Annotated in this window: 22 protein-coding genes and 1 pseudogene; 14 read left to right on the top strand and 9 right to left on the bottom strand. The window is 68.2% G+C overall.

Annotated elements, in window-relative coordinates:
* Nucleotides 1-90 precede the first annotated feature (90 nt).
* The 4 genes from JC881_RS09870 to JC881_RS09855 all read left to right on the top strand — a co-directional run bounded on the left by JC881_RS09870 (nucleotide 91) and on the right by JC881_RS09855 (nucleotide 5425).
* Nucleotides 91-1377 carry a hydroxymethylglutaryl-CoA reductase, degradative gene (locus JC881_RS09870; RefSeq protein WP_198785533.1) on the top strand — a complete coding sequence of 429 codons (1287 nt, stop codon included), beginning with the start codon at nucleotides 91-93 and terminating at the stop codon, nucleotides 1375-1377.
* 102 nt (nucleotides 1378-1479) lie between these two features.
* A complete protein-coding gene (locus JC881_RS09865) occupies nucleotides 1480-1932 on the top strand; it encodes a hypothetical protein (RefSeq protein WP_198785532.1) in 453 nt (150 codons plus the stop codon).
* Nucleotides 1932-3317 carry a tripartite tricarboxylate transporter permease gene (locus JC881_RS09860; RefSeq protein ID WP_443083338.1) on the top strand — a complete coding sequence of 462 codons (1386 nt, stop codon included), beginning with the start codon at nucleotides 1932-1934 and terminating at the stop codon, nucleotides 3315-3317. The genes JC881_RS09865 and JC881_RS09860 overlap by 1 nt, the downstream gene beginning before the upstream one ends.
* 299 nt (nucleotides 3318-3616) lie before the next feature.
* Nucleotides 3617-5425, top strand: a complete 1809-nt coding sequence (locus tag JC881_RS09855; RefSeq protein WP_198785530.1) for an ABC transporter ATP-binding protein — start codon at nucleotides 3617-3619, stop codon at nucleotides 5423-5425.
* A 9-nt stretch (nucleotides 5426-5434) separates the two neighbouring features.
* Here the strand turns inward: JC881_RS09855 and JC881_RS09850 are convergent, their stop codons facing one another.
* Nucleotides 5435-6778, bottom strand: coding sequence for a hypothetical protein (locus JC881_RS09850; protein WP_198785529.1), 1344 nt, complete (start codon nucleotides 6776-6778; stop codon nucleotides 5435-5437).
* Between the two features lie 85 nt (nucleotides 6779-6863).
* On the opposite strand from JC881_RS09850, the gene JC881_RS09845 reads away from it, so the two are divergent.
* The 5 genes from JC881_RS09845 to minE all read left to right on the top strand — a co-directional run bounded on the left by JC881_RS09845 (nucleotide 6864) and on the right by minE (nucleotide 10737).
* Nucleotides 6864-7286, top strand: coding sequence for a hotdog fold thioesterase (locus tag JC881_RS09845; protein ID WP_198785528.1), 423 nt, complete (start codon nucleotides 6864-6866; stop codon nucleotides 7284-7286).
* Between the two features lie 131 nt (nucleotides 7287-7417).
* A complete protein-coding gene (locus JC881_RS09840) occupies nucleotides 7418-8704 on the top strand; it encodes a solute carrier family 23 protein (RefSeq protein WP_198785527.1) in 1287 nt (428 codons plus the stop codon).
* 122 nt (nucleotides 8705-8826) lie between these two features.
* Complete coding sequence (gene minC, locus JC881_RS09835) at nucleotides 8827-9594, top strand: septum site-determining protein MinC (RefSeq protein ID WP_198785526.1); 768 nt, start codon at nucleotides 8827-8829, stop codon at nucleotides 9592-9594.
* Between the two features lie 52 nt (nucleotides 9595-9646).
* Nucleotides 9647-10462, top strand: a complete 816-nt coding sequence (gene minD / locus JC881_RS09830; protein WP_198785525.1) for a septum site-determining protein MinD — start codon at nucleotides 9647-9649, stop codon at nucleotides 10460-10462.
* Nucleotides 10463-10464: 2 nt separating this feature from the next.
* Nucleotides 10465-10737, top strand: a complete 273-nt coding sequence (gene minE, locus JC881_RS09825; protein WP_198785524.1) for a cell division topological specificity factor MinE — start codon at nucleotides 10465-10467, stop codon at nucleotides 10735-10737.
* 4 nt (nucleotides 10738-10741) lie between these two features.
* On the opposite strand, the gene JC881_RS09820 is transcribed toward minE, so the two are convergent.
* A complete protein-coding gene (locus JC881_RS09820) occupies nucleotides 10742-12385 on the bottom strand; it encodes a rhodanese-like domain-containing protein (RefSeq protein WP_198785523.1) in 1644 nt (547 codons plus the stop codon).
* A 7-nt stretch (nucleotides 12386-12392) separates the two neighbouring features.
* Nucleotides 12393-13385, bottom strand: a complete 993-nt coding sequence (locus JC881_RS09815) for a Bug family tripartite tricarboxylate transporter substrate binding protein (protein ID WP_198785522.1) — start codon at nucleotides 13383-13385, stop codon at nucleotides 12393-12395.
* Between the two features lie 155 nt (nucleotides 13386-13540).
* Between JC881_RS09815 and JC881_RS09810 the strand changes: the two genes are divergently transcribed.
* Entirely contained in the window at nucleotides 13541-14491 is a 951-nt protein-coding gene (locus JC881_RS09810; RefSeq protein ID WP_198785521.1) for a fatty acid desaturase, read from the top strand.
* A 9-nt stretch (nucleotides 14492-14500) separates the two neighbouring features.
* Here the strand turns inward: JC881_RS09810 and JC881_RS09805 are convergent, their stop codons facing one another.
* Both JC881_RS09805 and JC881_RS09800 read right to left on the bottom strand, forming a co-directional pair.
* Complete coding sequence (locus JC881_RS09805; RefSeq protein ID WP_198785520.1) at nucleotides 14501-15418, bottom strand: alpha/beta fold hydrolase; 918 nt, start codon at nucleotides 15416-15418, stop codon at nucleotides 14501-14503.
* A gap of 222 nt (nucleotides 15419-15640) precedes the next feature.
* On the bottom strand, nucleotides 15641-16243 hold the full coding sequence (locus JC881_RS09800; protein WP_198785519.1) for a TetR/AcrR family transcriptional regulator: 603 nt from the start codon (nucleotides 16241-16243) through the stop codon (nucleotides 15641-15643).
* Nucleotides 16244-16415: 172 nt separating this feature from the next.
* Here JC881_RS09800 and JC881_RS09795 point away from each other — a divergent pair, with 172 nt between their 5' ends.
* Both JC881_RS09795 and JC881_RS09790 read left to right on the top strand, forming a co-directional pair.
* Nucleotides 16416-17360 carry a CysB family HTH-type transcriptional regulator gene (locus JC881_RS09795; RefSeq protein WP_198785518.1) on the top strand — a complete coding sequence of 315 codons (945 nt, stop codon included), beginning with the start codon at nucleotides 16416-16418 and terminating at the stop codon, nucleotides 17358-17360.
* 217 nt (nucleotides 17361-17577) lie between these two features.
* Nucleotides 17578-17760: a hypothetical protein gene (locus JC881_RS09790; RefSeq protein WP_233101672.1), complete on the top strand. Its 183-nt coding sequence runs from the start codon at nucleotides 17578-17580 to the stop codon at nucleotides 17758-17760.
* Between the two features lie 70 nt (nucleotides 17761-17830).
* Here the strand turns inward: JC881_RS09790 and JC881_RS09785 are convergent, their stop codons facing one another.
* The 3 genes and pseudogenes from JC881_RS09785 to JC881_RS32795 all read right to left on the bottom strand — a co-directional run.
* The gene (locus JC881_RS09785; RefSeq protein WP_198785516.1) at nucleotides 17831-18259 is read right to left on the bottom strand and encodes an RcnB family protein; all 429 of its coding nucleotides are present in this window, start codon (nucleotides 18257-18259) and stop codon (nucleotides 17831-17833) included.
* Between the two features lie 122 nt (nucleotides 18260-18381).
* Entirely contained in the window at nucleotides 18382-18630 is a 249-nt protein-coding gene (locus JC881_RS32580; protein WP_269823154.1) for a dihydrofolate reductase family protein, read from the bottom strand.
* A 118-nt stretch (nucleotides 18631-18748) separates the two neighbouring features.
* A pseudogene (locus JC881_RS32795) lies at nucleotides 18749-18967 on the bottom strand (dihydrofolate reductase family protein); the annotation flags it as partial.
* A gap of 141 nt (nucleotides 18968-19108) precedes the next feature.
* Between JC881_RS32795 and JC881_RS32790 the strand changes: the two are divergent.
* Both JC881_RS32790 and JC881_RS09770 read left to right on the top strand, forming a co-directional pair.
* Nucleotides 19109-19525 carry a winged helix-turn-helix transcriptional regulator gene (locus JC881_RS32790; protein WP_198785515.1) on the top strand — a complete coding sequence of 139 codons (417 nt, stop codon included), beginning with the start codon at nucleotides 19109-19111 and terminating at the stop codon, nucleotides 19523-19525.
* A gap of 101 nt (nucleotides 19526-19626) precedes the next feature.
* Nucleotides 19627-20274: a GDSL-type esterase/lipase family protein gene (locus JC881_RS09770; protein WP_198785514.1), complete on the top strand. Its 648-nt coding sequence runs from the start codon at nucleotides 19627-19629 to the stop codon at nucleotides 20272-20274.
* A 3-nt stretch (nucleotides 20275-20277) separates the two neighbouring features.
* Here the strand turns inward: JC881_RS09770 and JC881_RS09765 are convergent, their stop codons facing one another.
* The gene (locus JC881_RS09765) at nucleotides 20278-20799 is read right to left on the bottom strand and encodes a class IV adenylate cyclase (protein ID WP_198785513.1); all 522 of its coding nucleotides are present in this window, start codon (nucleotides 20797-20799) and stop codon (nucleotides 20278-20280) included.
* Nucleotides 20800-21058 lie beyond the last annotated feature (259 nt).

Genomic DNA, 21058 nt, shown 5'->3' with positions numbered 1-21058 from the left:
CACTGTCCCGCCAAACTGTGCCTTCCGCCGGCGGTACAGCCGACCTAAATTTCCTGCTCCCGAATTCATCTTCCGAAGAGACACGCAACGATGGTCGCCGACTCCCGCATCCCCAACTTCCGAGCCCTCACACCCGCGCAGCGCCTGGCCCACATCGCCGAGGCCGCATCGCTCACCGACGACGAAGTGGCGCAGCTCGCCCAGCCCGGCGCGCTGAGCGTGGACCGCGCCAACGGCATGGTCGAGAACGTGATCGGCACCTTCGAGCTGCCGCTGGGCATCGCCGGCAACTTCACCGTGAACGGGCGCGACTACCTCGTGCCGATGGCGGTGGAAGAGCCGTCGGTGGTGGCCGCCGCATCGTTCATGGCCAAGCTGGCGCGCGAAGGCGGCGGCTTCGAGGCCTCGAGCACCGGGCCGCTGATGCGCGCGCAGGTGCAGGTGATCGGCATCACCGACCCCTACGGCGCGCGGCTCGCGCTGCTGCGTGCGCGCGAGGAGATCCTGGCCGTGGCGAACAGCCGCGACAAGGTGCTGATCGACCTGGGCGGCGGCTGCCGCGACATCGAGGTGCATGTGTTCGGCGACACGCCGCGCGGCGCGATGGTGGTGATGCACCTCATCGTCGACGTGCGCGACGCGATGGGCGCGAACACCGTCAACACCATGGCCGAGGCGGTGTCGCCGCTGGTCGAGAAGCTCACGGGCGGCACGGTGCGCCTTCGCATCCTGTCGAACCTGGCGGACCTTCGGCTGGCGCGTGCGCGCGTGCGGCTCGCCCCGGCGGTGCTGGCCACGCGCGAGCGCAGCGGCGAGGAAGTGGTCGAGGGCGTGATCGATGCGTACACCTTCGCGGCCATCGACCCCTACCGCGCGGCGACGCACAACAAGGGCATCATGAATGGCGTCGATCCGGTGATCGTCGCGACCGGCAACGACTGGCGCGCGGTGGAAGCCGGCGCGCATGCCTATGCGTGCCGCAGCGGCCGCTACACATCGCTGACCACGTGGGAGAAGGACACGACGGGCGCGCTCGTCGGCACCATCGAGATGCCGATGCCCGTGGGCCTCGTGGGCGGCGCCACCAAGACGCATCCGCTCGCGCGGCTCGCACTGAAGATCCTCGGCGTGAAGTCGGCGCAGGAGCTCGGCGAAATCGCCGTGGCGGTGGGCCTCGCGCAGAACCTGGGCGCCCTGCGCGCACTCGCCACCGAAGGCATCCAGCGCGGCCACATGGCGCTGCATGCCCGCAACATCGCGCTGGTCGCGGGCGCCACGGGCGACGAGATCGACAGCATCGCCAAACAGATGGCCGCCGAGCACGACGTGCGCACCGACCGCGCGGTGGCGCTGCTCGAAGCGCTGCGCAAGAAATAGGCAAGCAAGCAAAAGGCGGGAGAGCCCCGCACCACGGACCGCGGCCGAAACCGCGGCGGCTGCGAGAGCGGCCGTCACATAACCAAGACGGAGACATCGCAAATGAACGCAGACAGTGCAACGCCCACACGCTGGCGGCTGGTGGAGATATGGGGCGACACCGCCGACCTCGGCCACCTCGCGTGGTCGATCGTCATCGGCGTCGCCGTGAGCCTCACGGGCTACCTCGTGGCGAGCCGCGTGCTCGCCAGCGCCGTGAGCACGCCCGAACTGGCGCGCGCCTACGCGATGCTCGCGGGGCTCGGCGGCTGCGTCATCTCCGGGCTGATCTGCGCGAAGCTCTTCGCACCCAAGCGCGAGGTGGTCGAAGGCACGGACCCCGACCCGCGCTGGCGCGAGGAAGTGCTGGCCGAGCTGGCCGGCGAGCACGGCGACCTGGGCTCGGTCAACGACCTGCCCCCCTCGGTGGTGCGCGAGATGAAGGAGCTGGAGATCTACGACCTGTTCGCGTCGTACAAGCCCCGCGCTCGCGGCACCGAAGGAGCCGCACCGTGATCGAAGCCGCACTCCTCAACCAGATCCTCGTCGCCACGGGCATGGGCCTTGTGGGCGCCATCGTGTTCGCGGCCATCGGCCTCGTCTCGGGCACCGACGAAACCACCACGCTCGCGCCGCTCACCCTGCTGGTGGTGCTGCTGGGCGTGCCGCCCGAAGGCGTGTTCACCTTCTTCCTGGCGGCGGCCGTCGCCAAGCACATGACGCACGCGGTGCCCACGGCGCTCCTGGGCATTCCGGGCGACACCATGGCCACGCCGCTGCTGCAGGACGCGAACGTGCTGCGCAACCTGGGCGTGCCGCACATCGCGCTGCGCAAGATGGTGTCGGGCGCGATCATCGCGGCCTTCATCGCGGTGCCGCTGGCCGTGCTGTTCGCGGTGCTGCTCGCGCCCTACGGCGCGGCCATCACCAAGGCGGCGCCGTGGATCTTCGTGGTGGCGGCCGTGGCCATCGCCTACTTCTCGAGCGGGCGCTGGGCGTCGGTGGCCACGCTGGTGCCGTTCGTCATGGTGATCGTGGCACTGCAGGCGCTCACCGGAAAGTACGGCGTGAAGCTCAGCATCAGCTACTTCCTCGGCATCGCCATCGGGCCGCTGGTGGCGGACCTGTTCTCGGTGATCTCGCCCGCGGCGCGGGCGCGCATGAAGCGCGACAAGGTGCGCACCTTCTCGCTCGCACCGGACGTGAAAGGCTGGACGGGCTACTTCCCCAATCCGTTCAAGGTGCTCGACCGCAGCCAGGTGAAGTGGACCTTCGCGACCGCCGCGATTTCCAGCGCCACCTTCGTGTTCAGCCCGGTCGCGATGACGGTGGTGCTGGGCGAACTGGTCGGCTCGCGCATCAAGCACGCGTACCACCGCCTGACCACCACGCTGGCCGCGCGCAACGGCGTGACCGAGGCGACCTACATCGCCGAGGCGCTGATCCCGCTGATCGCCATTGGCCTGCCGCTGAGCCCCGTCGCGGCCGGCCCGGCCGCGCCGCTCTTCAATGCGCCACCGGTGTTCACCATCGATTCGGCGACGGGCCAGACGCACAACCTGCACAACCTCCTGAACCACTGGGAGTTCCTGGGCTACGGCATGCTGGCGGTGGTGCTCGCGGCGCTGGTGGCCTATCCGTTCACGATGAACTTCGCGCGCCGCGCGGCGCTCTTCGTCTCGCGCAAGGTGAGCCACGAAGCGATCATCGCGACCTTCGTCGGCCTGATCGTGGTGATCAGCGTGTGGGAAGGCCAGTTGCTCGGGTTGCTGGTGATCCTCACGATGGGCCTGCTCGGGGGGCTCTTGTCGCGCGCCATCGGGTTCAACACCGGTGTGCAATTCATGGGTTACTACACGGCGGTGCTGACGGTGCCGGCGGTGATCAAGGCGTTTTCGTAGCCCTTGTCTGGATTGTTCAGGGCGGCGATCACGCCGACGGGGTACCTTGCTCCGCGAATGTCCCCCGGGGCTTCGCCCCTCCTCCTTGATTTCGCTGCGCAAGGCACCCCATCGGCGTGCTCGTTTTCAGTGCCGTCGTTGATCGGCCACGCACCGGCAGCGCGTCCAGGTGCACAGGCCATCGGGTGCTCCCCGCAGCGAAATCAAGGAGGAGGCCGCAGGCCGGGGGACATTCGCGGAGGGGAGCACCCGGTGGCCTGTGCACACGCCCTGAGGATTGCCGTGGGCATACTGGCACGATGCACATCCTCTGGACCTACCTGAGGCCGCACGCGCGCCTCGCACTGCTCGCCCTCTTGCTGGCGGGCATCAGCCAGGTGCTGGCGCTGGTCGACCCGATCATCTTCGGCAAGATCATCGACCGGTACGCCATTCACCGCGACGGCAAGACAGAGCAGGAACTGGTCTCCGGCGTGCTGCGCCTGCTGGCGCTCGCGGTGGGCGTGGCGATCGCGTCGCGGCTGGCGAAGGCGCTGCAGGAATACATCACGCGGCTGGTGGTGCAGAAGTTCGGCACGCAGATCTTCAACGACGGCCTGCGCCAGGTGCTGCGCCTCAAATTTCCCGAGTTCGAGGACCTGCGCAGCGGCGAGACGCTCTCGATGCTGCAGAAGGTGCGCGCGGACAGCGAGCGCTTCATCAACGCCTTCATCAACACCGCGTTCGCGGCCATCGTGGGCATCGGGTTTCTCATCTGGTACGCGGTGACCAAGCACTGGCTGCTGGTGCCGGTGTTCCTGATCGGCGTGCTGGTGCTGGGCGGGCTCACGGGCCTTCTGAGCCGCGAGATCAAGAGCCAGCAGCGCTCGATCACGCGCGAGACGAACCGCAACTCGGGCTTCATCACCGAGTCGCTGCGCAACATCGAACTCATCAAGAGCCTGGGGCTGACCTTTCCGGAGATCCGGCGGCTGCAGGCGCAGACCACGCGCATCTTCGCGCTCGAGATGCAGAAGGTGAAGCGCATCCGGCTCCTGTCTTTTTTGCAGGGCACGACGCTGAGCCTCCTGAAGCTGGCGGTGCTGTTCGCGTTGCTGTGGCTGATCTTTCGCGACGTGCTGAGCACGGGCGAGCTGATCGCGATGCAGTTCATCTCGGTCGCGATCTTCGCGCCGCTGCAGGAGCTGGGCAACATCATCCTGGCGTACCGCGAGGCCGAGGCATCGCTCCTGAATTTCGAGGCGCTGATGCAAAAGCCCATCGAGCGGCGGCCCGAGTCGCCGATCAGCATCGGGCCGGTCACGCACCTGCGTTTTGCGGACGTGAGCTTTCGCCACAAGGGCGCGACGGACAACGCGCTGGACGACGTGTCGTTCGAGGCGGGCCTGGGCGACACCATCGCCTTCGTCGGCCCCTCGGGCTCGGGCAAGTCGACACTCGTGAAACTGCTGGTGGGCCTGTACACGCCCGCGAGCGGCGAGGTGTTCTACAACGACATTTCCACGCGCGACCTGCGCTACAACCAGGCGCGCCGGCAGATCGGTTTCGTGACGCAGGAGACGCACCTTTTCGCGGGCACGATCCGCGAGAACCTGCAGCTGGTGAAGCCCGACGCGACCGACCAAGAAATCCTCGAAGCCATGCGGCAGGCCTCGTGCGCGTACCTGGCCGAGAAGTCGCCCGAAGGGCTGGACACGCCCATCGGCGAGCGCGGCATGAAGCTCTCGGGTGGCGAGAAGCAGCGGCTGTCGATCGCGCGGGCGCTGGTGCGCGAACCGCGCCTCCTGATCTTCGACGAGGCCACCTCGGCGCTCGATTCGCTGACCGAGGAGCAGATCACCGCCACCGTGCGCGAGATTTCGGCGCGCAGCACGCAGATCACCATCCTCATCGCGCACCGGCTCTCCACGATCATGCATGCGGGCACGATCCACGTGCTGGAAAAAGGGCGCATCGTGGAGAGCGGCACGCACGCGGCGCTGCTCGAAGGCAAGGGGTTGTACTACGCGATGTGGCGCCAGCAGATCGGCGAACGGCCGGTGCCGCGCGTGCAGGACATCGAGCCCGTGGCCATCGCGGAGCCGCCCGGCGAGCCCGAGCCCGCCTGACCCACAGCGTCAGCGCTGCGATGCCGGGGGCTTGCGCGGCTTGGGGACCGTTTTTTTGTCGGGCTCGCCGCCGCCGAACAGCTTCTCGACCTGCTGCCCCACGCGCGCGCCGATGGCCGTGCCCACGCCCGGCAGCACCGCGCTGCCGACCGCGGCGCCCGCGAGCGCGCCGCCGGTCAGCGACACCTCGGGATCGCTCACGCTGCCGCCGATCTTCAGCGGCACGCCGACCACGCCGTCGACCAGGTCCACCGCGATGTCGCCCTCCATCTTGCGATTGAAGAGCCGCAGGTTCCCGCTCGCGGTGAGCACGCCCGAGCGCGCCTTGAGGTTGGTGTAGCGCATCACGATGCCGTCCTCGGTGCCCTGGGTGTCCAGCGTGCCGGTGAGCTCGTCCAGCGGCGTGGTGCCGCCGCGGCTGATGCCGGCGGTGCTCACGGCCTTGGCGATGTCCAGCTTGGTGAGCGTGGCCGGCCGCACCGAGAAGGTGGTGCGGGTGTGCATGCTGCGCATCAGCGCGCCCAGCTCGTTGGCCTCGTCGGCCTCGGCCACGAGCGTGGAATGGCCGTTGACCTTGCCCGCCACCGAGGTGCGCCGCCCGAAGGCCTGCACCAGGCCCTCGATGTCGACCTGGCGCGGATCGAGCTCGGCCGACAGGCGCAGCTTGCCGCCGGCCGGCGTCTCGAACAGCGTCACGCCGTTCCACGTGCCGCCGCCCACGTCGATGCGGGTGCGCCAGCGGTCCTGCCCGGCTTCACGGTCCAGGCGCAGGCGCGCGGGCGGCGTCGCCCCCGCGCGCTCCACGCGGGCCTGGCGCGGGCGCCAATGGGCGTCGAAGGCGATCTCGCCGTCGTAGGCGAGCGCGATGTCGCGCCGGTCGATCCAGACCACGTCGCGCCAGCGCACCTGTTCCAGCGGAATGGCCGCGAGCGTCCAGGGCGCGGGCAGCGCGATGACGTTGCCGCCTTCGTGGGGCTTGGGCCCCTTGCCGCGGAAGGCGCGCACCGATTCGCGCGGCAGCACGAGGCTTTCGATTTCCAGCTCGTCCACGGCGATGACGCGGTGCAGCAGCTCCGAGAGCTTGAGCTGCGCCGTGACGCGGCGCAGGGTGACCGGGCGCGGCTGGTCGGTGGCGATGTCAGAGAGCACGAGCACCGGCGTCGGCAGCAGCGCCCAGTGGGCACCGCCGACCTTCAGGCCCACGCCGAAGCGCTGCTCGAAGCCCTCCGAAATGCGGGCCGCCACCTCCTGGTCGCTGGGCAGCCGCGAACTCACGAACCACACCAGCGCACCGATGCCGAGCAGGAGGACTGCGGCGATGCCGATGAGCCAGCGGCGGAGGGGGTGCTTCATCGGCCCAACTTAGCACGCAAAGGCGACTGCGGTTGTCAGCCGCCGTCGCTATAGTTTCTGCAAACCCTGTCCCCGAAAGAACCGAATGCGTATCTGGAAAAAAGAGATCTCCGTCGAAGAGCTGACCCGCAACCACGTCGGCACGGCCGTGTCCACGCTGGGCATGGAGTTCCTGGAGGTGGGCGACGACTTCATCCGCGCCCGCGTGCCGGTCGACGAACGCACCCGCCAGCCCTACGGCATCCTGCACGGCGGCGTGTCGGTGGTGCTGGCCGAGACGCTGGGCTCCTGCGGCGCGCACTACTCGGCCCCCGAGGGCGACCGCGCCGTGGGCCTGGACATCAACGCGAACCACATACGCTCGGTCACCAGCGGCTGGGTCATCGGCACGGCGCGGCCGGTGCACCGGGGGCGCAGCACGCAGGTCTGGCAGATCGAGCTCACGAACGAGGCGGGCGAGCTGACCTGCGTGTCGCGGATCACGATGGCGGTTCTGCAGCCGCGCTGAGCCGGGTGCGGCGGGCCAGTCCCTTCGGCTCCTTCTTGTCTTGCGGGTGTGTTCAGCGCGGGATTCATCGACCACAATCACGCCCCGGAGCGCGCGGGGCGCCCGCCACAACCAACAAGAGGAGACAAGCAATGTTCAACTGGACTGAAAAGCCGGTGTCCACCCTGGCCGACGGCGCGGTCATCGCGCCCGACGAACGGCTGCCCTGGCTGCAGACGGGCGCGATGGGCATCCAGCACGTGATCGCGATGTTCGGGGCCACGGTGCTGGCGCCGATCCTCATGGGGTTCAGCCCCAACATCGCGATCCTGATGAGCGGCATCGGGACGCTGATCTTCTATTTCGTCACCGGCGGCAAGGTGCCCAGCTACCTGGGCTCGAGCTTCGCGTTCATCGGCGTGGTGATCGCGGCCAGCGGCTACGCGGGCAAGGGGCCGAACGCCAACATCGCCGTGGCGCTGGGCGGCATCGTGGCCTGCGGGGTGGTCTACATCCTCATCGGGGCGCTGGTGCAGGCCATCGGCACGGGCTGGATCGAGCGCTTCATGCCACCCGTGGTCACCGGCGCGGTGGTGGCGGTGATCGGGCTGAACCTGGCGGCCGTGCCGATCAAGAACATGGCGGCCAGCAACTTCGATTCGTGGATGCAGGCCGTGACCTTCCTGTGCGTCGGGCTGGTGGCGGTGTTCGCGCGGGGCATGCTGCAGCGCCTGTTGATCCTGGTCGGGCTGATCCTGGCCACTGTCGTCTACGCGGTGCTGACGAACGTGCTGGGCATGGGCAAGCCGGTGGATCTGAGCGGCATCGCCAACGCGGCCTGGTTCGGCCTGCCGACCTTCACCACGCCGGTGTTCACGGCCAACGCGATGCTCCTGATCGCGCCCGTGGCGATCATCCTGGTGGCGGAAAACCTCGGCCACCTGAAGGCGGTGACGGCCATGACCGGCCGGAACCTGGACCCCTACATGGGCCGCGCCTTCATCGGCGACGGCATCGCCACGGTGGTGAGCGGTGCCGCGGGCGGCACGGGCGTGACCACCTATGCCGAGAACATCGGCGTGATGGCGGCCACGCGCATCTACTCGACGGCGGTGTTCGTGGTGGCGGCGTTCGTCGCGCTGGTGCTGGGCTTCAGCCCCAAGTTCGGCGCGCTGATCCAGGCGATTCCGCTGCCGGTGATGGGCGGCGTGAGCATCGTGGTGTTCGGCCTGATCGCCATCGCGGGCGCCAAGATCTGGGTCGATAACAAGGTCGACTTCTCGCAGAACAAGAACCTGATCGTGGCCGCGATCACGCTGATCATCGGCACGGGCGACTTCACGCTGAAGTTCGGCGACTTCGCGCTGGGCGGCATCGGGACCGCGACTTTCGGCGCGATCATCCTCTACGCATTGCTGGGCAGATCGCGCAACGCCTGAGCCTCGGAAAAATGAAACGTCGTGCAAGAAGTGTTGTCCCGGGCGGTTGAACGCGGGGCCGGTCACCGCCCGGAAGCCCGCGCCCGTTAGACTCCAACGCTTTTCGCACCGACGTTTTCCCAATGGCCGATGTCTCCGCCGCGCGCACCAAGGCGGTTTTCGAATTCAAGAGCGCCACGCTGCCGCTGATTGCAGTGATCCTCAAGACGTCCGACCTGGACGTGCTGGCCGAGGCGCTCGACGCCCAGTTGGCCGATTCGCCCGATTTCTTCGAGCAGGAGCCGGTGGTCATCGACCTCTCGCAGCTCCCCGAGCACGACGAAGAGGGCGAGGCCACCGCCCAGATCGACTTTGCGGCCCTGCGCAGCCTTCTCGCGCGCCATCAGACCCAGCCGATCGCGGTGCGCGGCGGCAACGACGCCCACAATGCCGCGGCCCGCGCCGCCGGCCTCTCGCTGGCGGCCATGCCTGCCGCTCCCGCGCCCCGGCCGCCGGCCCCGCCCGCCGAGGCGCCGGCCGAAGCCCCGCAGATCGTTCGCGAAGTGCCGGTGCCGGCCAACGGCACCCTGCTGATCGACAAGCCGCTGCGCTCGGGCCAGCAGGTCTATGCCCGGGGCGGCGACGTGGTGGTGACGGCGGTGGTGAGCTTCGGCGCCGAGGTCATCGCCGACGGCAACGTGCATGTGTACGCGCCGCTGCGCGGCAAGGCGATCGCGGGGGCGCGCGGCAACACCGAGGCGCGCATCTTCTCGACCTGCATGGAAGCGCAGCTGGTGGCCATCGCCGGCATCTATCGCACCAATGAAGTGCCGCTGCCCGATGCGGTGCTCGGCAAGTCGGCGCAGGTGCGGCTGGACGGTAAAAAGCTAGTGATCGACGCGATTGCCTGACGCACGCGGCGCTCTGAAACCAACAACAGAATCGAAACAAGAAGGAATGGCCATGGCCAAAATTGTGGTGGTGACCTCGGGCAAAGGTGGCGTCGGCAAGACGACCACGAGCGCCAGCTTCGCATCCGGCCTCGCGCTCGCGGGCAAGAAGACGGCCGTGATCGACTTCGACGTGGGCCTGCGTAATCTCGACCTGATCATGGGCTGCGAACGCCGCGTGGTGTACGACCTGATCAACGTCATTCAAGGCGAGGCCAACCTGAGCCAGGCGCTCATCAAGGACAAGCAGTGCGAGAACCTCTTCGTGCTGGCTGCCTCGCAGACGCGCGACAAGGAAGCGCTCACGCAAGAGGGCGTCGAGAAGATCCTGAACGACCTGGCCGCGATGGACTTCGAATACATCGTGTGCGACTCGCCCGCGGGCATCGAGACCGGCGCGATGATGGCCATGCACTTCGCCGACGAGGCGCTGGTGGTGACCAACCCCGAAGTCTCCTCGGTGCGCGACTCGGACCGCATCCTGGGCATGCTCAGCAGCAAGACCAAGCGCGCCAAGGATGGCGGCGAACCCATCAAGGAGCACCTGCTGATCACCCGCTACAACCCCAACCGGGTGGCGGGCGGCCAGATGCTCTCGCTGGAAGACATCCAGGACATCCTGCGCATCAAGCTCATCGGTGTGATCCCCGAATCGGAAAGCGTGCTGCATGCCTCCAACCAGGGCGTGCCCGCGATCCACGACAAGGACACCGACGTGGCGCAGGCCTACAGCGACGTGGTGGCCCGCTTTCTCGGCGAGGAGAAGCCCATGCGCTTCGTCGACGCCGAGAAGCCGGGTTTCTTCAAGCGGATTTTCGGGAGCAAGTAGGCATGTCGTTTCTCTCGTTCCTGCTTGGCGAGAAGAAGAAGACTGCAAGCGTCGCGAAAGAGCGCCTGCAGATCATCCTCGCGCACGAGCGCTCCAGCCTCAGCGGCAAGAAGCGCCCCGACTACCTGCCCGAACTCCAGCGCGAGCTGGTGGCGGTGATTTCCAAGTACGTGTCGATCAATCCCGACGACATCAAGGTGCACCTGGAAACCCAGGACAACCTCGAAGTGCTCGACATCAAGATCGAGCTGCCCGATCCGGCGCCTGTCCGGTAGCTCGCTAGACAGCCTGCCCGGCAGAAAAGAAGCGAAAGCGCACCGCCGGGTCCTGCAGGACCCGCTCGGCCAGCGCCCGCTCCCAGGCGAGGTACTCGGCCCAGGCCGCATCGCGGCGCGGGCCGAACACCCGCATGACCGAGCCCCAGTCGTCGTCGAAGGGGGTGAGCAACTGGGCCGGCACGAACGCGGTCGACAGCGGCCGCCCCGACGCCTTCCAGGCCTGCGTTCCGCCCTGGAGCCAGGTGAACACCGCCCCCGATCCCGGCCAGCGCTGCTGCGCATCGCGCGCGACGCGGCGTGCGGCCGCGCCGTCGGGCGAGGTGAAGACCAGCGTGCGGCCGGCCACGGCATGCGCGGCCAGCGGGCCCAGCGAGGCCGGCAGCATGTAGAGCGCGCCGGGCAGGTGCCCGCGTTCGTAGTCGAGGCTCGCGCCCACGTCGATCACCGTCACCGCGCCGTTCCTGCGCAGCTGTGCGAGCGCTTCGGGGCCGAGCGGCGGGGGCGCATCCGTCGCGGCCACTGCCGTCGCGGGAGGCGCCTGTTCGGGTGACAGCGCGCCGTCGTAGACGTACACCTCGGCCTGGTTCAGCTGCGTGAGCCAGAAGCTCGTGACCGCGGCGCGCAGGCGGTGCGCCGGATCGTCGACCAGCACGATGCGCGCGCCACGCGTGCCGACGAGGTTCTCGAAGTGCATGAACAGCTGGCCGCCGGGCACCTGCTGCACCGCCGTGCCCGCGAAGGCCGGGTCGGCGACGGGGCGCACGTCGAAGATGTAGAGCGTGCGCGTGTCGTCGGCGCGCCAGTTGGCGAGCTGCGAAGCGTCGGCCACGGGAAGGGCGAAGCGCTCGATCAGTTCGTCGGCGATGCGGCGCAGGACCTCGGGCGATTCGCGCGGCAGCTCGTCGTCGGGCGCCGCGTTCTGCACCGTCGGCGCGCCTTGCAGGCCCCAGGCCATCACGCCGTCCTCGACGAACACCGCATCGGGCGCACGGCCGAGCACCCGCAGCGTGGTGGCGCCGAGGATGCCGCGCGTGCGGCTGAAGCAGTTGATCGCCCAGACGTGCGCCGCATCGCCCGCCTCGAAGCGGCGCAGCGCGAGTTCGGTGCCGGCATGGTTGCGCGCGCCGGGCAGCGAGAGGAATTCGAACTCCGTGCGCGGCCGCGCATCGACGAGCGTGGTCGGCAGGCCCTCGCGCTGGCGTGCGCGCAGGGCGTCGACGGGCAGCGCCGGCGTGCCGTAGTGCAGCCGCGCGCGGTCGCCGAAGGCCTTGACCAGCGTTCCGTAGCCGTCGATGGCGGGCAGGCCCTCGGTCACCCAGCGCTGCAGGCCGCCGTCGAGCGTGCGCACATCGGCGTAGCCCAGGCGTTCAAGAAGCGCCGATGCGGCCTGCGCGGCGCCGTCGGGCGCGTTGTAGTCGTCGTAGAGCACCACGGACGTGGAACGCCGCGGCACGAGCGCGCCGATCTGCAGTTCGAGCCCGCTGAGCGGCGCGTTGCGCGCGAGGTTGGGATGGCGCTGCACGAACCAGCGGGTTTCGCGCACGTCGAGCAGCGCCAGTTCGACAACGGGGGCCGCCATGGGCTCGGCCAGCAGCAGGGCTTGCAGTTCCGCGGGGGCGATGGGTTTCTTCGGGGTCCAGCTCATGTCGATGTCAGTCCGGCAGGATGCCCGCCTGTTTCACGACGGCCGTCCACCTGACGGTTTCGCTCTGGATGAAGCGGCCGAACTCCTCGGGCGTGTTGCCCACGGTGAAGGCACCGAGGTCGTCGTAGCGCTTCCTGAAGTCGGGCGACTGCACGATGGCGCGCAGCTCGCGCGAGAGGCGCTGCACCAGCGGCGCCGGTGTGCCGCTGCGCACGACCACGCCGTACCAAGACGTGACTTCGAAGTCGGGCAGGCCCGCCTCCGCGGTCGTGGGCACGTCGGGCAGCCACGGCGCGCGCGTGCGGTAGGCCACGGCCAGCGGCTTCAGCGTGCCGGCCTTGATGAAGGGAATGGCCGTGATCACCTCGTTGAAGATGAACTGCGTCTGCCCCGCGAGCAGGTCGTTGATGGCAGGTGCGCTGCCCTGGTAGGGAATGGCGGTGAAGTCGGCGCCGGTCCGCGCCCTGAGGAGTTCGCCCGCGAGGTGCGAGTACGCGCCCACGCTGATGCCGTAGTTGACCTTGCCGGGATGCTTCTTCGAATAGTCGGCCAACTCCCGCGGCGTGCCGACGGGCAGCCTGGGGTTCACCAGCAGCACCTGCGGCGTCTGCACCAGAAGCGAGACCGGCGTGAAGTCGCGCGCGAGGTCGTAGCTCAGCTGCTTGAAGAGCGCGGGCTGCACCGTGAGGTTGGACGCGGGCGCGAGCAGCAGCGTGTAGCCGTCGGCCGGCTGGCGCGCCACGAAATCGAAGCCGATGTTGCCGGCCGCGCCGCTGCGGTTCTCGACCACCACCGCCTGCCTGAGCCGCTGCTGCAGCTGCTCGGCGACCTCGCGGGCGATCTTGTCGGCGATGCCGCCGGCCGGATAGGGAACGACCACGCGGATCGTCTTCGTCGGGTAGTCGTCCACAGTCGCTGCGTGGGCCTGGGAGACACCCGCCAGCGCGGACGCCGACAGCGCCCACCACAGCACGGCACGACGGGGGAAAGGGGCATTCATGGAGACGGGCGGGAGAACCGGCGCAGCAAAGCCGCCAAGCGTAGGCCGCCGCGGGCCGACGCGGGAACGAAATTTCGCGACCTTGCTTATGCGAAAAGCGCGCATGCAAACGGCTTCTTCATACCTAGGATCGCAGTCCTTTGAGTCGCCCGCCCATGACACCGACCGCCAAACCGCCCACCGCACCGACGCGCGCCCCGTCCGGCATGCGCCGGACGCATTGGTGGTGGCACTACGAAGTGCCGACGCTGCTGCTCGCCGCCGCGCTCTACGTTGCGTGGGCGGCGCTGCTGTGGTGGCACGCGGCGCTGCCGGGCTGGGCGCTGTTCCTCTTGGGCGGTTTTCTCGCGCAGCTGCATTTCTCGCTGCAGCACGAGAGCATCCACGCGATGCGACACCTGCCCCGGTGGCTGCGCCATGCGGTGGTGTGGCCGCCGCTGAACCTGTGGCTGCCGTATCCGTTCTACAACCGCGGGCACAGCGCGCACCACGTCAATTTCCACCTGACGCACCCGGAGCGCGACAACGAGAGCGCCTACCACTCGGCGCCCGCGTGGGCGGGCTATGGGCCGGTCTGGCGCTGGATCTACATGGCGAACCAGACGATCGCGTTCCGCGTGGTGCTCGGGCCGTTCCTGAGGCTGTGGAAGCTGGTGCGCTTTGAATCGCAGCAGGTGCTCGCGGGCAACTTCTCGCGGCTGCCGACCTGGGGCTGGCATGCGCTGAGCGTGGCACCGGTGCTGTACTTCGTCACCGTGGTCTGCGGCATGGGCATCGGCGAGTACCTGCTGTACTTCGTCTACCCGGGAATGATGCTGGGCTCGCTGCGCACCTTCACCGAGCACCGCTGGGCCGACACGCCGCACGAGCGCGTGGCCATCGTCGAGTCGAACGTCGTGTTCGGGCTGCTGTACCTCTTCAACAACCTGCACCACGTGCACCACCGCGCGCCGACGATGCCGTGGTACGAGATCCCGGTGTACTTCCGGCGCCATCGCGCGGCGGTGCTGGCGGCGAACGGCAATTTCTACTACCGCGGCTACGGCGAGATCGTGCGGCGGCACCTGTTCAGGCCCGTGTTCACGCCGGTGCATCCGACCTGGTGAGGGCCTTCTTCAGGGCTGCTGCTGCCGCTCCTGCTCCTGCGCCACAAAGCGCGTCACCTCGCCCAGCACCTCCGCCTCCTTGAGGATGCGGCGGTGGCCCCAGCCCTGCGTGGCGACGAGCTGCGCGCGAGGGATGGCATCGCGGTAGGCCTCGGCATCGGCAAAGCGGTTCACGCGGTCCTCGCGGTCATGCACGATCAGCGTCGGCTGCGCGATGCGCGGGCCGGCCAGCGCGGGTTCGAACTGCGGCATCAGCACGCCTTCACGGGCCTCGAACATCCGCTGCATCGCGGCGCGCGTCTGCTCGCTCAAGCCGAACGCGTGCGCGAAGTAGCGCGTGTATTCGCGCGGTGACGCGGGCGGCGCGAGCAGCACGATGCGCTCGGCCGGCAGCCCGCGCCCCGCGGCGTAGGCCAGCGCATTGGCGCCCAGCGAATGCGCGACCACGGCGCGCAGCGCCCGGCCGTCGGCGGCGAGCCGGGCGGTGACGTAGTCGATGGCGCGCGCGAACTGCGCGCCATTGGTCGCCGTGCCATCGCTGCGGCCATGGGCGGGCAGCTCGAGCAGCACCGGCCGAAGGCCCGCCGCGGCCACCGCCTGCGCGAGCGGCAGCAACTGGCCCGCATGCCCACCCCAGCCGTGCACCAGCAGCACGACTGGCGCCGATTCCGCCGCCGAGTCCTGCGACGCCAGGTGGTAGATGCCGACGCTCGCGTCCTCGAAGGACCAGGCCTCGTGGTGCCAGTCGGCGCCGGGGTGCTGCCCGCGGTACAGCCACTTGGGCGGCAGCGGCGTGCCGAACACGCGGTAGGCCGCGCGCACGCCCAGCGCGGGCCAGAGGCGCTGCGACGCGCCCAGGCCGAAGCGCATCGCGCGCATCAGGCGGCTGGCGCCGTAGTAGTTCGTGGGGGCGGGGGTGCTCGTCATGTGCGGGGGTCTTCGGTGGTTCGGTCGACTCAGTACCAGACCCAGTCCTGGTTGCTGCGGGGCAGGCTGCGCAGCGTGTCGCGGGCGGCTTCGACGCCGAGGGCGACGGCGTAGATGGCAAGGCAAAGGGCGATGATCAGCATGGCTGCTTCTCCTATTTTATCGCACGACTGTGCGAAATTCTGACAAAGAAGGACGGAACGAATCCACCTGTCCGATGGCTCAGGCGAGGTAGCTGGAAAGGAGCCGCTGCCAGGTCTGCGCGGCCCGGTCGGCGGTATGGGGATCGCGCAGGAAACGCGCGTCGTGCAGCTGGTTCATCATGATTCCGTTGATCTCGCTGACCAGCTGCGCGGGTTCGGTGTCGGCCTTGAGTTCGCCGGCCTCGATGGCGAGCGTCACGGTGCGTCGCAAGGCGGCGCGCCAGCGCGTGATCTCTTCCAGGAGCACGTCGCGCAGTTCCCCTTCACGGTCGTCGAACTCGAAGGCGCCGGCCACGTAGAGGCAACCGGTCTGGGCCTCGACGTCGCGGGTGCGGGTGATCCAGCGGGCCACGATGTCGTTCAGGCGCGCAAGGCCCTTGGGCTTCTGCATGGCCGGCACGAACACGTCGGCCAGGAAGCCGCGGCCGTACTCCTCGATGACCGCCTTCTGCAGCGCCTCGCGCGAGCCCACGCGAGAAAACACGCCGCTCTTGGAGAGCCCCAGGCGGCTCGCGATGACCTGCAGCGAGATTGCTTCCAGGCCTTCGGCCAGCGCGAGGTCCATCGCCGCGCCGACGATGGCGGCGCGGGTGAGTTCGCTTTTCTGGGTCTTGGCGTCCATGCGGCGGACTTTAGCACAGTCGTGCGAAATTACAAACGCGAGGCAAACGTCACACCGTAAAGATGTTTTGCTCATGTGGAACCAACAAACGCATCGTTCCCTGCATAAGCACTTGTGCAGAGAATCGCCGGTCGGTCCCCACTCCGGGGTCCTGATGACACCTCGGCGCCAGATGAACTTCCAACAACTGCGCTCGGTACGCGAGGCCGTTCGTTGCGGCTTCAACCTGACCGAAGTCGCTCACACCCTTCACACCTCGCAGCCCGGCGTGAGCCGGCAGATCCGCGAACTCGAGGAGGAGCTTGGCATCGAGCTCTTCGTGCGCGCCGGCAAGCGGCTCACGGGCCTCACCGAGCCGGGCGGACACGTGCTGCCGATCATCGAGCGCATGCTGCTGGAGAGCAGCAACCTGCGGCACGCGGGGCAGGAGTTCGTCGCGCAGCAAAGCGGGCTGCTGTCGATCGCGGCCACGCACTCGCAGGCGCGCTATGCGATGCCGGTGGCCGTGCAGGAATTTCGCACGCAATTCCCGAACGTGAAACTGCACCTGCACCAGGGCTCGCCCAAGCAGATCGCGCAGATGCTGATCGACGGCGAGGCCGACGTGGGCATCGCCACCGAGGCGCTGGGCGACTACCCGCAACTGGTCGCCCTGCCCTGCTACCGCTGGACGCATTCGGTGATCGTGCCGCCGGGGCATCCGCTGCTCGATGCGCCGCTGTCGCTGGAGGCGCTCACGCGCTATCCGCTGATCACCTACGACACGGGCTTCACCGGCCGTTCGCGCATCGACGAGGCCTTCGAGCAGCGCGGGCTCGCGCCCAACATCGTGCTGGCCGCGATGGACGCCGACGTGATCAAGACCTACGTGCACCTGGGGCTGGGCGTGGGCATCGTGGCCGGCGTGGCCTATGAGGCGGAGCGTGACACGCAGCTGCGCGCGATCGATGCGGGGCGCCTGTTCGGCATTAACCTCACCAAGCTCGCGGTGCGCCGCGGCAACTACCTGCGCAAGTACGTCTACGCCTTCATCGAGTCGTTCGCGCCGACCCTCACGCGGGCCATCGTCGAGAAGGCGCTGGGCGATGAAGCGAAGGGCTCGCACTACGAAATCTAGCCCCGCCGCGAGGGTGGTTCCGGGCGCTGTTGCGCGGCGGGCACTGCCAGAACGACGGGGGTCAAAAGAAAGCGTACGGCTTCACACAAGGGGCGTACATTCGGGTTAATTCCTTGGCTTCCGGAACGGATCAGCAATGGCATCGACCCCGCAGCAGCAGCAACAGCAAACCAGGGCCGCCCAAAAGGCGGCCGATGCAGCGGAGCGACGAGAGCGGTTGAAACGGGCACTGCCCGCCACGGTGGAGCTCCTGCAGAGCCGCCAGGCCGACCGCATCGACGACAACGACATCGAAGCGTATGTGAGCCTCAACTGGCTCGAATGGCACGGTGGGGGCCTGCGCCTGACCATCACCGGGCGCAACGTGTGCGCCCAATCGGCCTCCACCGCGCTGGCCTGACAAGCATCCCCCAAATAAAAAACCGCCACAGTGACCTGTGGCGGTTTCGCATGCGGCCGGGGGCGACTGTTTACTGGCCCGCGATGATCTGCGCGATCAGGCCGGTGGCAATCGCGGCGAGCACGTAGTCACCACCCACGCCGACCCACTGGTAACCGCGCGGCGGTGCCTGGAGGCGATAGGCGCGGTAGTCGTTCACCACGTAGTTGCGGCCACGGTACTCGGCCGGCACGCGGCCACCGCGGCGCCATTCGGCATGCGGCTGCGGGAAGCCGCGACGATCGAACTGGCGGCCGTCGCGGAAGTCCTGGTTGCCGCGGTAGTCGCGGTTCGGACCGCGGCGATCGAAGTTGCGATCGTCGTGCCGTTGCTCCATGCCGGGACGCCCGTCGCCGGGCCGTCCGTCGAAGCGGCGGTCTTGCGCGAAGGCGCTTCCTGCGGCCATGCACATCGCGAGCGCCGTAGCGGCGACGGCCATGCGCTTTGAATTGATGATCATCTGGAACTCCTTCATGTTGATGACGAGTCCATTGTGGGCCGCGGTTGTGTCTGCCCGGCGCACGTGAGGTCGCGGTCAGGTGAAATCAGGTAAGCGCTGGTATCGGCGCGGCGCGTTGTCCTTCACCGCGGGGCGTAGCGGTTGACCACCACGCCGCATTCGTAGCCGACCGACCCGAGCAAGCGCAGCGCGTGCCCCTCGCGCTGGTCGTGAAACACCGAGCGGCCGCCGCCCACGGCCATGGGGTTCACGAAGAACTGGAACTCGTCGACCAGCCCCTCGGTCACGAGCGACGACGCAAAGCCGACACCGCCGATGACGAGGATGTCCTTGCCCTCTTCCTGCTTGAGCGCATTCACCTCCTCGGCCATGCCGCCGCGCGCGATGACGGTGCGCTCCCAGCGCGATGACGGTGCGCTCCCAGCGCGATGCCTTCAGCTTGTCGGTGAGCACCACCTTCTGCGCATCGACCACCTTCTGCGCGAAGGCGAACTGCGGGTTGGCCGGATATTTTTTCGCCGCGCGGCCCCAGTGGTCGAGGTAGCCCTCTTCCACGATCTTGCGGCTCAGCAGGAGGGTGTCCACGCCCTCGAAGACGCTGTTGAAGTCAGCCTTCAGCTTGTCGTCCCAGGCCCAGCGGTCGCCCCATCCCCAGACCTGCCAGTCGAGGTTGCCGTTGGCGGGCGAGACGTAACCATCGACGGACATCTGCATCTGCAGTATGAGCTTTCGCATGGTGGCACTCCTTGGGATCGGTTCGAGAAACTGCTCTTGAAATGCAATCGGTTTGAAGTATTCAAAAACCGGTGCGAAAATGCAAGCGGTTTTTCAAGCACGCCGGAAATCCCGATGGCCACTCCACAGAAATCGCTCTGCCCGATCAACCTCGCGCTCGAAGTCTTCGGCGACCGCTGGAGCCTGCTGATCGTTCGCGACATGATGTTTGCCGGCAAGCGGCATTTCAGGGAGTTCCTGCAGTCCGAGGAAGGCATCTCCTCGAACATCCTGACCGAGCGCCTGGGCAAGCTCGTCGACTACGGCCTGCTCAGCAAGACCGACGATCCGACCCACAAGCAGAAGGCCATCTACAGCCTCACGCCGATGGGCATCGACCTGCTGCCGGTGGTGACGCAGATCGGCGCCTGGGGGCGCAGGCACGCGCCGGTCACCAAGGAGAGCGCGGCGCCCGCGGTGGCGCTCGAGAAAGGCGGGCCCGCCCTGCAGAAGAAGATGCGGGCGGCGTTGCGCAAGGCGCACCTGAACTAGCCGCGCGCTGCCTGCTCTCCGGGAGGACAAAGGATCAATCAAAGGGGCAAAAAGGGGCAATCGCCCGCGGGCGCACGCCCCGCGTTTAAGCTGCGCGCTCCATGAAGCGACGACACCTCCTCCACCTGATGTGCGGCGTGCCGGCCACGGCCGCTCTGACCGCCTTGGCAGCCTGCGGCAAGCGCAAGCCCTCCGCTGCAGCGCTCAAACCCGATGCGCATGTGCTGGCCATCGGCGACAGCCTCACCTTCGGCTACGGCGCGCCGCCCGATGCGTCGTGGCCCGTGAAACTGGGCGAGCTGACCGGCTGGCAGATCGAGAACGCGGGCGTCAACGGCGACACCTCGGCCGGCGCATTGGAGCGCTTGCCGGCCCTGCTAGCGGCGGGCAGTTACGACGCGGTGTTGATCGGCATCGGCGGCAACGACATGCTGCGCGGCGTGTCGGCTTCGGCCACGCGCAACAACATCGCAGCCCTCGTGAACCAGGCGCGCGAGCACACGCCGCATGTCGCGCTGCTGGCCACGCCTGCGCCCGATGCGATGCGCGCGGCCGTCGGCTCGCTCAGCGATGCGCCGTTCTATGAAGAGGTCGCGAAGTCGGGGCAGGCGCTGCTCGTTGCGAATGTGTATTCGAGCGTGCTGTCGGACGCGTCGCTGCGCTCGGACCGCATCCACGCCAATGCGCAGGGCTACGCGAAGGTCGCCCAGCTGCTCGCGGACCAGCTCAAGGCCGCGGGCTGGCGCTGAGGCTCAGGCGGCGGCCTGCAGCAGGTCGACGTAGGCGCCCTGCACCAGTTGGTCGGTGCCGATGCCAAGCTGCGCCATGAGCGCATGCGCCTCGGCCACGCCGGCCTCGGCGGACTCGCCCTCTTTCAGCACCACTTCGAGTTCGAGAAATTCGCCGAGCCCTTCGACGCGATCCAGGTGCACGCGCGTGCGGCCCACGAGGAACAACCTTCGCTGCTTGCGCACGCGACCCGCCTGACCCCAGGCGAGCGTGAGCGATTCGCGCAGTGCATCGGGCGTGGTGGTCGGCGTGATCAGGTAGAACGATTCCTTCGGGCCGCTGCTGTTGGCGCGGCGATAGAAGATCAGCTCGGCGCGGTCGGGCGCGAAGGTGCGCAGCTTGAGGCGATCGGCGCCGTTCTCGCAGCGGAAGAAAGTGTCGTCCTGCGCGATGTCGACGGGGCCTGAGTCGGCGAGCGTTGCGGCGATGAGTGCCACGCGTTCCACGCTGTCGATGCGGGCCTTGATCTCTATGTTTCTTGCCATGGTTGTCGTGTTGCGTTCGTGTTCAGGGCGCGTGCGCAGGCCACCGGGTACTCCCCTCCGCGAATGTCCCCCGGGCTTCGCCCCCCTCCTTGATTTCGCTGCGGGGAGCACCCGATGCCCTGCGCACACAGAGCGCTCTGCTTGTGCGGGCCAATCAACAAGTGCTTTGAAAGATCGCGCCGGCGGTGGGCCCTGTTTCGCGAAATCAAGGAGGAGGCGAAGCCGGGGGACATTCGCGAAACAGGGCCCACCGTCGGCG

Origin of the sequence: Variovorax sp. IB41, from assembly GCF_016405905.1 — a bacterium.
Classification (GTDB): domain Bacteria; phylum Pseudomonadota; class Gammaproteobacteria; order Burkholderiales; family Burkholderiaceae_C; genus Variovorax.
This window is presented reverse-complemented; position numbering and strand designations above follow the sequence as displayed.